At 70.3% G+C, this 12,285-nt stretch carries 9 protein-coding genes; 7 read left to right on the top strand and 2 right to left on the bottom strand.

What is annotated here, in order from left to right; genetic code table 11:
* Positions 1-288: 288 nt before the first annotated feature.
* Complete coding sequence (locus AC3A57_RS14015; protein ID WP_487579463.1) at positions 289-1,596, top strand: iron-containing redox enzyme family protein; 1,308 nt, start codon at positions 289-291, stop codon at positions 1,594-1,596.
* Positions 1,597-1,656: 60 nt separating this feature from the next.
* Here the strand turns inward: AC3A57_RS14015 and AC3A57_RS14010 are convergent, their stop codons facing one another.
* Both AC3A57_RS14010 and glmS read right to left on the bottom strand, forming a co-directional pair.
* Positions 1,657-3,048: an aminotransferase class III-fold pyridoxal phosphate-dependent enzyme gene (locus AC3A57_RS14010; protein ID WP_487579462.1), complete on the bottom strand. Its 1,392-nt coding sequence runs from the start codon at positions 3,046-3,048 to the stop codon at positions 1,657-1,659.
* A 296-nt stretch (positions 3,049-3,344) separates the two neighbouring features.
* Positions 3,345-5,177, bottom strand: coding sequence for a glutamine--fructose-6-phosphate transaminase (isomerizing) (glmS, locus tag AC3A57_RS14005; RefSeq protein WP_487579461.1), 1,833 nt, complete (start codon positions 5,175-5,177; stop codon positions 3,345-3,347).
* A gap of 188 nt (positions 5,178-5,365) precedes the next feature.
* Here glmS and AC3A57_RS14000 point away from each other — a divergent pair, with 188 nt between their 5' ends.
* The 6 genes from AC3A57_RS14000 (at position 5,366) to AC3A57_RS13975 (ending at position 12,207) form a co-directional block, all read left to right on the top strand.
* Complete coding sequence (locus AC3A57_RS14000; protein WP_487579460.1) at positions 5,366-6,643, top strand: efflux RND transporter periplasmic adaptor subunit; 1,278 nt, start codon at positions 5,366-5,368, stop codon at positions 6,641-6,643.
* Positions 6,644-6,645: 2 nt separating this feature from the next.
* Complete coding sequence (locus tag AC3A57_RS13995; protein WP_487579459.1) at positions 6,646-6,852, top strand: hypothetical protein; 207 nt, start codon at positions 6,646-6,648, stop codon at positions 6,850-6,852.
* Between the two features lie 43 nt (positions 6,853-6,895).
* Positions 6,896-7,624: an ABC transporter ATP-binding protein gene (locus AC3A57_RS13990; protein ID WP_487579458.1), complete on the top strand. Its 729-nt coding sequence runs from the start codon at positions 6,896-6,898 to the stop codon at positions 7,622-7,624.
* 10 nt (positions 7,625-7,634) lie between these two features.
* A complete protein-coding gene (locus AC3A57_RS13985; RefSeq protein ID WP_487579457.1) occupies positions 7,635-8,945 on the top strand; it encodes an ABC transporter permease in 1,311 nt (436 codons plus the stop codon).
* 65 nt (positions 8,946-9,010) lie between these two features.
* A complete protein-coding gene (locus tag AC3A57_RS13980; RefSeq protein WP_487579456.1) occupies positions 9,011-10,234 on the top strand; it encodes an ABC transporter permease in 1,224 nt (407 codons plus the stop codon).
* A gap of 98 nt (positions 10,235-10,332) precedes the next feature.
* Complete coding sequence (locus tag AC3A57_RS13975) at positions 10,333-12,207, top strand: DUF885 domain-containing protein (RefSeq protein WP_487579455.1); 1,875 nt, start codon at positions 10,333-10,335, stop codon at positions 12,205-12,207.
* Positions 12,208-12,285: the final 78 nt, after the last annotated feature.

Raw genomic sequence — 12,285 nt, 5'->3', positions numbered from 1 at the left:
GGGGATGCTGGCGCACGGCTGCCTCTCCGGTGGGCGACGGCGGGGCATTCGCGGGTGCGAACCCTGTCCGGGGCTTCGGCGCCGCGCGCGCCGCCGGAAGACGCGCCGGCCGCGCCCGGCGCGTAGCGCAGGCCCGCCGTCGGCGCCTGTGCCCCCACGAACCAACGTGTGCGGTCCGCCCCGCCGCCGCGTGCTCGACCCCGGGGCTTTCGGCGCGGCCCGGCCGCGGGCGCGATCCCGATCCGTGCGACGCCGCTCACCTTCGAAGCTAGAGGACGGATGACCAACATGAAGACTGTTTCGCCATCACAGCCGTGTTGCTCCAACGTGGACATCGAACGTTTCTGGGCCTTGGCCGACGAACTGCAACAGCAGACCGTCGAGCACGCGCAGGCAATGTTCGCCTTCGTGGAAACCGCCAGCCCGCAGCGTCTGCATTCGCTGCTGCTGCAGTACCGCTACTTCACCAGCTACTACATCACCGATATCGCGCTGCTGGTCGCCCGGCTGCAACCCGGCCGGATGCGCAGCTTCCTCGCCGACATCCTGCTCGACGAGCTCGGCGGCGGCGACCCGGCGCAGGCGCACCCGGAACTGTACGACCGGTTTCTCGCCAGCCTGGACGTCGCTCAGCCCCCGCCGCAGACGATGGCGCTGGCCGGCAACCTCCGACTGCTGGACCAGGCCCGCGCGCGCCTGATCGACCCCGCCCGCAGCCCGGCCTACGGCATCGGCCTGCGCGGCATGGGCGGCGAGTGCGTGTGCCAGATCTACCTGGCGCGGCTGTACCAGCACCTGATCCGCAACCCCTATATCCAGCGCAACCACGACCGGATCGCCTGGACGTTCTGGGATCTGCATGTCGGCGAGCACGACATCGCCCATCGCGAGCGGCTGCGCAAGCTGATCGGCGACGAGATCGCCGGCATGGACAGCGGCAGCGTCGAGGCCTTGCAGCAGGGTTTCTGCGACAGCATGGCGGCGTGGTCGTCGTTCTGGCGCAACATCCTGGACGAAGCGAGCAAGGCCGACGACGCGCCGGCCGGCGAGCGCGCCGCGGTCGCCGAGCTGGTGCTGGGCCCGGCGGCCGGCCACCGCGACGAGGCCATCCATCAGTTCCATCTGGCGATCGGCGTGCGCGACCTGCAACAGGCGCGCCGGTTCTACTGCGAGGTGCTCGGCGCCAGGCAGGGGCGCTCGACCCGCAACCTGATCGACCTGGACTTCTACGGCCACCACCTGGTGATCCACCAGACGCCGCAGACCGGCGAGGACGCCGACCATTCGTTCGGCTCGGCGTTCTACGGCGAGACCGTGCGGGTGCCGCACTTCGGCATGAACCTCAACTGGCGCGACTGGAGCGCGCTGGCCGAACGGATCAAGGCGCGCGGCTACGGCTTCATCGACCCGCCGCACGTGCGCATGCGCGAACTGCCGGGCGAGCACGCCACCATGTTCCTCAGCGACCCCAGCGGCAACTGCCTGGAATTCAAGGCCTTCCGCAACCACGACGAAGTGTTTTCGGTGATCTTCTCCGACAGCACCAAGGACATCTTCGGCCTGGACGCGTTGGCGGAGAAAGCGGCCGCGGCCTGAGCCGCGGATACCCAAGCCCCGGCCCAGGCCGGGGCCTTCCGCGGTCTCCGGCGCGGCAGGCTAACCCGCCGCGTGGCGATCGGCCGCCTGCAAGGCATCGTCGATGATCGCCAGCCCGTCTCGCAGGTCGGCCTCGTCGATGGTCAGCGGCGGCGCCACATGCACGCGGTTGAAGTGCACGAACGGCCACAGGCCGCGCTGCTTGCAGGCCGCGGCGAACTCGGCCATCGGCCGGTTGTCGGCGCCGGCCGCGTTGTAAGGCACCAGCGGCTCGCGGCTGTCGCGGTCGCGCACCAGTTCGATCGCCCAGAACATGCCCAGGCCGCGTACTTCGCCGACGCTGGGGTGCTTGCGCTGCAGTTCTTCCAGCGCAGGCCGGACGATCCGCTCGCCGAGGCGGCGGGCGCGTTCGATGATGCCGTCCTCGCGGTACACGTCCAGGCAGGCCACCGCCGCGGCGCAGGCCAGCGGATGGCCGGAATAGGTCAGGCCGCCGGGGAAGGGGCGGTCGTCGAACGTGCGGGCGATGGATTCGCTGAGGATCACCCCGCCCAACGGCACGTAGCCGCAGTTGACGCCCTTGGCGAAGGCGATCAGGTCCGGCACCACGCCCCAATGGTCGATCGCGAACCATTCGCCGCAGCGGCCGAAGCCGGCCATGACCTCGTCGGCGATCATGACGATGCCGTGGCGGTCGCACAGTTCGCGCACGCCCTGCAGATAACCGTCCGGCGGCACCAGGATGCCGTTGCCGCCGACCACCGATTCCAGCAGCACCGCGGCGACGGTGTGCGGCCCTTCGACCATCAAGGTATCGGCCAGGTGGGCCAGCGCGCGTTCGCATTCCTGCGTCGGCGAATCGGCATGGAAGGCGGAGCGGTACGGATACGGTCCCCAGAACCGCACCGTGCCCGGCATGCCCGGTTCGGCGCCCCAGCGACGCGGGTCGCCGGTCAGCGAAATCGCCCCGGCGGTGGCGCCATGGTAGCTGCGGTAGGCCGACAACACCTTGAGCCGGCCGGTGTGGTGGCGGGCGATGCGCACCGCGTTCTCGACCGCCTCGGCGCCGCCGTTGGTGAAGAAGACTTTGTTCAGATCGCCGGGGGCGGCCTGGGCGATCAGCCGCGCCGCTTCGGCGGTGGCCGGGTTGGCGTGGTAGGGCGCGACCGTGCACAGGCGCGCGGCCTGGGCCTGGATCGCGGCGACCAGCTTGGGGTGCTGGTGGCCCAGGTTGACGTTGACCAACTGGCTGGAGAAATCCAGCCAGCGCCGTCCGCTCTCGTCCCAGAAATGCGAGCCGCTGGCGCCGGCGACGACGACCGGGTCCAGGCCGGCCTGCGCCGACCAGGAATGGATGACGTGGGCGCGGTCGTTGCGGTAAGCGGCGGATGTTTCCGCGGCGGCCGCGCTCGGGCCGGAGCGGGAGATGGAGCGTTCGAGGTCGATGGTCATGGCAGCGCGGGACTCGGATGAGGGCGCTGGGCGACGGCCGGTGCGCCGTGGGGCTGGGCCGAACGGCGGCGTTGCGCGCCGCCTGATTGCTCCGGCTTGCCGGCCGGACGGGAATTGCGCATCGATGGAACGCCGAGCGCGCGGATCAGGCTATCGATCGGAACCGCACTCGCGAAGCCCTACTGGCCAAACCGCACGCGCGCATCCAGCGCGCCGGACCGGCGGCGGCCGCGCCGCCGGCCGCTATCGCAGCTGTCGCCGCCGCGCTGCGGGCGCGGCGGCGAAACAGCGGCGGTTCACTCCACCGTCACCGCCTTGGCCAGGTTGCGCGGCTTGTCCACGTCGGTGCCGCGCGCCAGCGCGGCGTGGTAGGCCAGCAACTGCACCGGGATCGCGTGCACCACCGGCGACAGCACGCCGACATGGCGCGGGGTGCGGATAACGTGCACCGCCTCGGACTCGCCGAAGTGGCTGTCGAGGTCGGCGAACACGAACATCTCGCCGCCGCGCGCGCGCACTTCCTGGATGTTGGACTTCACCTTCTCCAGCAGCTTGTCGTTCGGCGCGATCACCACCACCGGCATGGCCGCGTCGACCAGGGCCAGCGGGCCGTGCTTGAGCTCGCCGGCCGGATAGGCCTCGGCGTGGATGTAGGAGATTTCCTTGAGCTTGAGCGCGCCCTCCAGGGCGATCGGGTAGTGCACGCCGCGGCCGAGGAACAGCGCATGCTGCTTGGGCGCGAAACGTTCGGCCCAGGCGGTGATCTGCGGCTCCAGGTTGAGCGCGTGCTGGACGCTGCCCGGCAGGTGGCGCAGGGCGTCGACGAACTCGGCTTCCTGCTCGGCCGACAGCTTGCCCTGCAGCTTGGCCAGGGTCGCGGTGAGGGTGAACAGCGCCACCAGCTGGGTGGTGAAGGCCTTGGTCGAGGCCACGCCGATCTCGGCGCCGGCGCGGGTGTAGTAGACTAGCTTGCTGGCGCGCGGGATCGCGCTTTCGGGCACGTTGCAGATCGACAGGGTGCGCTCGTGGCCCAGCGACTTGGCGTACTTCAGCGCCTCCATCGTGTCCAGGGTTTCGCCCGACTGCGAGATGGTGACGATCAGCTGCTTGGGATTGGCGACCGCGGCGCGGTAACGGTATTCGCTGGCGATCTCGACCTGGCACGGCAGGCCGGCGATGGCCTCGATCCAGTAGCGCGCGGTCAGGCCGGCGTAGTAGCTGGTGCCGCAGGCCAGGATCTGCACGCCCTCGATGCCGGCGAACACCGACTCGGCCTGGGCCCCGAACAGCGACGGCGAGAACGCGCCGTTGTCCATCACCGCCTCGATGGTGTCGGCGATGGCGCGCGGCTGCTCGTGGATTTCCTTCTGCATGAAGTGGCGGTACGGGCCCAGCTCCAGCGAGGCCAGAGAGACGTCGGACACGTGCACTTCGCGTTCGATGCGCGCCCCCTGCGCGTCGAACACCCGCACCGAGTCGCGGCCGAGGTCGGCGGTGTCGCCTTCTTCCAGGAAGATCACCCGGCGGGTGGCCTGGAGGATCGCCGAGACGTCGCTGGCGATGAAGTTCTCGCCCTCGCCCAGGCCGATCAGCAGCGGGCAGCCCATGCGCGCGGCGATCATCCGGCCGGGTTCGCGCTTGCTGACCACGGCGATGGCGTAGGCGCCGACCAGCTCGCGTACCGTGCTCTGCACCGCCGTCAGCAGGTCCCCGTCCTGCTTGAGGTGGTGGTGGATCAGGTGGGCGATGACTTCGGTGTCGGTCTGCGACTCGAAGGCATAGCCGGCGGCGCGCAGGCGCTCGCGCTGCTCGTCGTGGTTTTCGATGATGCCGTTGTGGACCACCGCCAGCTCGCCGAAGCTGATGTGCGGGTGGGCATTGGCTTCGGTCACGCCGCCGTGGGTGGCCCAACGGGTGTGGCCGATGCCGACCTGGGCGCTGAAGCCTTCGGCCTGGGCCGCGGCCTCCATCTCGCCGACGCGGCCGGTGCGGCGCACGCGGCGCAGCTGCGCGCCATCGAACACGGCGATGCCGGCCGAGTCGTAGCCGCGGTATTCCAAACGTTTGAGTCCGTCGATGAGGACGGGGACCACATCGCGATCGGCGATCGCGCCAACGATTCCGCACATGCTGGGGGCAACTCCTTCGGGGGATCCGCCGATTCTAGCCAGTGCGCTTTGCGGACACGTCCGGCGGACGGCGCAAGCGTCCGCACGGACACGCGGACAGGTTGATGGGTCATTTTAAATCAACAACTTGCGATTGGCACGAGTTGTGCTTGGGTTAAGCCCAGACACCCGCCGCGAGCCGCACCGAAATGAGTATCCGCGACACTTCTGCGCAGGACCACCGGGTCGCCCCCTCCGCCGCCGCGCGGCGCCGGCCGTGGCTGTTCGGTGCCGGCGCCGGCGCGCTGGCGCTGGCCGCCGGCGCCTGGCTGCTGTCCGGCTGGAGCGCGGGCGGCCGTTCGATCGCGGCCGAGCGGCTGCGTTTCGCCGAAGTGAAGCGCGGCGACCTGGTCCGCGACATCGCCGCCGACGGCCGGGTCATCGCCGCCAACAGCCCGATCCTGTACGCGATCGCCGGCGGCTCGGTCGAGCTCAAGGTGGTCGCCGGCGACGTGGTCCGCCGCGGCCAGGTCCTGGCCGAGATCGACAGCCCCGAACTGCGCAGCAAGCTGGCCCAGGAACAGGCCGCCCTGGCCGGCCTGGAGGCCGAAGCCAGCCGCGCCGACCTGGCCGCGGAACTGGCCCGCTCGACCGCGCGCAAGGAACTCGACCAGGCCCAGGTCGACCGCGTCGCCGCGGTGCGCGACCTGGAGCGCTACCAGCGCGCCTTCGACGGCGGCGCAGTGGCCAAGGTCGACGTCGCCAAGGCCCAGGACGAACTGAAGAAAGCCGACATCGGCCTCGACCACGCCCGCGGCGATCTCGATCGCCAAGGCCGCAGCGCCGGCCTGGACGCGCGCAACAAACGCCTGCTCGCCGATCGCCAGCGCGCGATCGTCGCCGAGGCGCAGCGCCAGGTCGACGCGCTGACCCTGCGCGCGCCGTTCGACGGCCAGGTCGGCCAGATCCAGGTCGCCCAACGCGCCAACGTCGCCGCCAACGCGCCGGTGCTCAGCGTGGTCGACCTGGGCGTGTTCGAGGTCGAGATCAAGGTGCCGGAAAGCTTCGCCCGCGAGCTGGCGATCGGCATGCCGGCGCAGATCGGCGGCGGCAGCGGCGACAACTTCCCGGCGCGGATCTCGGCGGTGTCGCCGGAAGTGGTCGGCGGCGAAGTGGTCAGCCGCCTGCGCTTCGTCGACCGCCAGCCCTCGGGTCTGCGCCAGAACCAGCGCATGAGCGCGCGCATCGTCCTGGACACGCGCCGCAACGTGCTGATGGTCGAGCGCGGCCCGTTCCTGGAGCAGTCCGGCGGCCGTTACGCCTATGTGGTCGCCGACGGCCTGGCCGCGCGCCGGCCGATCCGCACCGGCGCCAGCAGCCTGAGCCAGGTGGAAATCCTCGACGGCCTGCAGCCGGGCCAGCGCATCGTGGTCTCCGGCAGCGACCAATTCGACAACGCGGACGCGGTCCGCATCAGTGGAGAATGATCATGTACGCCATGCACAAGCCCGCCGCCCCGGCGTGGAACCCGCAGCAGCTGGCCGACGCGGTGCCGCTGCGCCTGCACCAGCTGGTCGATTTCGCCCTGGCCCGCGACGCGGCCGCGGCGCGCAGCGCCAACGCCGAGCCGCGCCGGCCGCTGCGCGGCGCGCGCTACGCGGCCGCCGCGGCGCTGCCGATGTTCGCGGTGCGCTGAGCATCGCCTTTCGTTTCAGACATCTTTTCGAGGAACCGCCTTCATGCTCGACATGCGCCAGGTCACCAAGGTCTACCGCACCGAACTCGTGGAAACGCACGCGCTGCGTTCGCTGGATCTGCACGTCGGCGAGGGCGAGTTCGTCGCGGTGACCGGGCCGTCCGGCTCGGGCAAGACCACCTTCCTCAACATCGCCGGCCTGCTGGAGACCTTCACCGGCGGCGAGTACCGGCTCGACGGCGAGGACGTGCGCGGCCTGTCCGACGACGCCCGCTCGCGCCTGCGCAACCAGAAGATCGGCTTCATCTTCCAAAGCTTCAACCTGATCCCCGACCTCAATCTGTTCGACAACTGCGACGTGCCGCTGCGCTACCGGCGCATGCCCGCGGCCGAGCGCAGGCAGCGCATCGAGCAGGCGCTGGCCCAGGTCGGCCTGGGCTCGCGCATGAGGCACTACCCGGCCGAGCTGTCCGGCGGCCAGCAACAGCGCGCCGCGATCGCCCGCGCCCTGGCCGGCACGCCGCGCCTGCTGCTCGCCGACGAACCCACCGGCAACCTGGACTCGCAGATGGCGCGCGGGGTGATGGAGCTGCTGGAGGAGATCAACGCCGCCGGCACCACGATAGTGATGGTCACCCACGACCCGGAGCTGGCCGCGCGCGCGCAGCGCAACGTGCACATCGTCGACGGCATGGCCACCGACCTGAAGGCCGAGCCCAGCCTGATCCGCACCCCGGCGCCGGCCGAAATCGCCGACGCCCTGTCCGCCTGAGGCCGCCGCCATGTCCGGCAACAGCCAATTCGCCTACTACCTGCAACTCGCCCTGCGCAGCTTCAAGCGCAACCGGGTGCTGACCGCGCTGATGGTGCTGGCGATCGCGCTCGGCATCGGCGCGTCGATGACCACCCTGACCGTGTTCCACGTGCTGTCCGGCGATCCGATACCGAACAAGAGCGAGCGCCTGTTCTACGTCCAGCTCGATGCCGCCGACCTGCACGGCTTCAAGCCCGGCGAGGAGCCCGAGGCCCAGCTGACCCGCTTCGACGCCGAAGCACTGCTGCGCGAAGGCCGCGCCCAGCGCCAGGCGCTGATGTCCGGCGGCAACGTCGTGGTCACTCCGTCCGACGGCCAGTCGTCGAAGATCAGCGAGGCGCGCTACACCAGCGAAGGCTTCTTCGACCTGTTCGATACGCCGTTCCAGTACGGCCGCGGCTGGACCCGCGCCGAAGACGAGGGCCACGCCCGCGTCGCGGTGATTTCGCGCGAACTCAACCAGACCCTGTTCGGCGGCGCCGACAGCGTCGGCCGCACGGTGCGGGTGGAGAACGTCGACCTGCGCATCGTCGGCGTGCTCGGCGATTGGCGCCCGGTGCCGCGCTTCTACGACCTCAACCTGTCGCGCTACGGCGAGGCGGAGGAACTGTTCGTGCCGTTCTGGACCGCACGCGACATCGGCCTGGAGCACAGCGGCAACCGCAATTGCTGGGCCGATTCCGGCGGCGACCAACTGTCGTCCACCGCGCCCTGCGCCTGGGTGCAGTACTGGGCGCAGATGGATCCGGGCCAGGCCGGCGCCTACCGCGACTACCTGGGTGCCTATTCCGAACAACAGCGCAAGGCCGGCCGCTTCCAGCGCCCGCCCAATCCGCGCCTGCGCGACGTCATGCAGCATCTGGAACACAACAAGGTGGTGCCCAACGACGTGCGCCTGCAGGTCTGGCTGGCGTTCGGCTTCCTGCTGGTGTGCCTGATCAACACCGTCGGCCTGCTGCTGGCCAAGTGCCTGCGGCGCTCGTCGGAGATCGGCGTGCGCCGCGCCCTGGGCGCGTCGCGCCGCGACATCTTCCTGCAGTTCCTGGTCGAGGCCGGCACGCTCGGCGTGGCCGGCGCGGTGCTCGGCCTGGGCCTGGCCCTGCTCGGGTTGTGGGCGGTGCGGCAGAACCCGGCCCAGTACGCGCAGTTGGCGCAACTGGACGGAACCATGCTGCTGACCACCTTCGCCCTGTCGATCGGCGCCAGCGTGCTGGCCGGGCTGTTGCCGGCCTGGCGCGCCTGCCAGGTGACGCCGGCGATCCAGCTCAAATCCCAATAACGCGCACGCCGCGAACCAGCAACGACCCGCCGCCGGCGATGTCCGGCGGCCTCGACGGAGCATCCATGGACATCCGCCCCATTCTTTCCACCCTGCGCCGGCACAAGACCGCCGCCGCGCTGATCGTGCTGGAGATCGCCCTGGCCTGCGCCATCGTCTGCAACGCGGTGTACCTGATTTCGCAGCGCCTGGAGCGGATGGACCGCCCCACCGGGGTCGCCGAGGAACGCCTGCTGCGCATCCAGACGGTCAGTCCCGGCAAGAACCGCAACGATTCGGCGCGGGTGCAGGAGGACGTGCAGTCCCTGCGCGGCGTGCCCGGCGTGATCTCCGCCGCGTCGGCCTCGCAGATTCCGCTCGGCGGCTCCAGCTCCAACAGCGGCGTGCGCATGAGCGCCGACCAGAAGGACAACAGCTTCAACGCCTCGGTCTACCTGGGCAGCGAGGATCTGATCGAGACCATGGGCCTGCGCCTGATCGCCGGGCGCGATTTCCTGCCCAGCGAATACCAGAACATGGAAGCGATCGAGGCGTCCTTCGACGAGGGGCGCATTCCGGTGGCGGTGGTCAACCGCCGCTTCGCCGAGCGCCTGTTCCCGGGCGCCACGCCGGCGACGGCGCTCGGCAAGCAGTTCTACAGCTGGGGCAACAATCCGATCACCGTGATCGGCGTGGTCGAGGAACTGCTGCGGCCCAACGACTACGGCAACGGCCAGTACTCGATGATCTTTCCGGTCCGCCCGCACTGGAGCTGGTCGAACTATCTGATCGCCACCGAGCCGGACCGGCGCGCGGAAGTGCTCAAGGCCGCGGTCGCCGAACTGCAGCGCACCCGTCCGGGCCGGGTGGTGCTGAAGGAGAACACCTTCGCCGAGGTCCGCGACGAGTACTATCGCCAGGACCGCGCCATGGCCTGGCTGCTGTCGGGAGTGATCCTGGCCCTGTTGATCGTCACCGCGCTCGGGATCGTCGGCCTGGCCAGCTTCTGGGTCCAGCAGCGCACCAAGCAGATCGGGGTGCGGCGCGCGCTCGGCGCCACCCGCGGCCAGATCCTGCGCTATTTCCAGACCGAGAACTTCCTGCTGACCACGATCGGCATCGTCCTGGGCATGGCCCTGGCGTTCGCGATCAATCTGGGCCTGATGAAGCTGTACGAACTGCCGCGCCTGCCGGCCTGGTATCTGCCGGTCGGGGCCTTGTGCCTGTGGCTGCTCGGCCAGCTCGCGGTGTACGGACCGGCGCGGCGCGCGGCGATGGTGCCGCCGGCGCTGGCGACGCGCTCGGCCTGACACCCTTCACGCTAATCCTTGGTTCGCCCGGCCCCGCGCCATGCGCTCGGGACGGTGCGTCCGCGCTCTATCCAGCCCTTTTCGCCACGGAGCCCACCATGAGCCCCACCGCCCCGCGTCCGCATCCCCGTCCCAATGCCCGCCTGCGCCGCGGCGCGCTCGCACTGGCCGTATTGGCCCTGCTCGCCGGCGGCGCGGTTCAAGCCGCAGACACCGCCGTGGCCGCGGCGCCGCGCGCCGCCGCGGCCGACGACGTCGCCGTCCGCACCCGCGCCTTCAACGCCCTGATCGACGAACACTGGCAGGGCATGCTGCGGCTGCTGCCGGAGCAGGCCAGCTTCTTCGGCGACTACCGCTACAACACCCAGTGGAGCGACTTCTCCCTGGCCGGCGCCGAGCGCCGCCAGGCCTTCGGCCGGCAGATGCTGGGCAAGGTGCGCGCGGTCGACACCCGCGGCTTCGCCGAGGCCGATCTGCTCAACCACCGCCTGCTGCTGCGCTGGATCGAGAGCGATCTGCGGTCCTACGCGATCAAGAGCCATCTGATGCCGCTGGACCAGTTCAACGGCAGCCATCTGTTCCTGACCATCATCGTCAAAGCCTTCCCGTTCAACGACACCCGCCAGTACGACGACTACCTGGTCCGGCTGCGCGCGATCCCGCGCATTCTCGACCAAGTCACCGAAGTCGCGCGCCAGGGCGCGCGCGAAGGCCTGATGCCGCCGCGCTACCTGCTGGAGAAGATCGTCGGCCAGTGCAACGGCATCGCCGACGCCGCAGGCGAGGACAGCGTGTTCGCCGCCTCGCTGAAGAAATTCCCCGACGCCGTGCCGGCGGCCGAACGCGAACGCCTGCGCAAGCAGATCCTCGAGGTCGTCGACGGCGAAGTGCGCCCTGCCTATCGCCGCCTGGCCGAATTCGTCGCCAAGGAGTACGCGCCGCAGGGCCGCAGCGAGTACGGCGTGTGGTCGCTGCCCAACGGCGAGGCCTACTACCGCTACCAGATCGAACAGTTCACCGGCTCCTCGCTGGACGCCGAGGCGATCCACGCCCTGGGCCTGAGCGAAGTCGAGCGGATCGAGCGCGAGCAGACCCGGATCGCCAAGCGGCTGGGCTATGCCGACCTCAAGACCGCGCGCGCCAAGATGGCCGCCGACCCGGCCCGGCATGCGCAGTCGCGCGAGCAGATCCTCGAGCTGTACCGCGGCTACCTGGCCAAGATGGAGCAACGCCTGCCGGAGCTGTTCGGCACCCTGCCGCAGACCCGGGTGCAGGTGCAGGCGGTGGAAGCCTGGCGCGAGAAGGAAGCCTCGGCCGCGCAGTACATGCCCGGTACGCCCGACGGCGCCCGCCCCGGCCTGATCACGGTCAACACCGGCGAGCCGGACAAGCGCCTGCTCGGCACCATCGAAGCGATCGCCTATCACGAGGGCGTGCCCGGCCATCACTTGCAATCCTCGATCACCCGCGCGCTGCCGGCGCTGCCGAAGTTCCGCACCCTGACCGGGCAGCTGGCCTACATCGAAGGCTGGGGCCTGTACTCGGAAGACCTGGGCAAGGAGATCGGCTTCTACCAGGACCCGTACAGCGATTTCGGCCGGCTCTCGCAGGAGCTGGTGCGCGCCAACCGGCTGGTGCTCGACACCGGCATCCACCACCGGCGCTGGAACCGCGACCGGGTGGTGCAGTGGATGCGCGATCATTCCGACATGGAGGAGCCGAACATCCAGGCCGAGACCGACCGCTACATCGCCTGGCCGGGCCAGGCCCTGGCCTACAAGATGGGCCAGCTGAAGATCCGCGAGCTGCGCGCGCGTTCGCAACGCGAACTCGGCGAGCGCTTCGACATCCGCGCCTTCCACGACCAGGTGCTCGGCGGCGGCGCGCTGCCGCTGGACGAACTGGAAGCGCGGATCGGGCGCTGGATCGCCGCGACCCGGCCCGCCGGCAACGCGCAGGACGCGGCCGAATAACGGCCGGACAACAGCCCGGCGACGCCGGCGCAGACGCCCGCGTTCGCCCGCGCCGGGCGGCGCTGGCATACTCACCGC

This window comes from Lysobacter sp. Soil_C_15 (genome assembly GCF_057657315.1).
The sequence above is the reverse complement of the archived record's forward strand: the minus strand, read 5'-3'. Positions and strand labels throughout refer to the sequence as shown.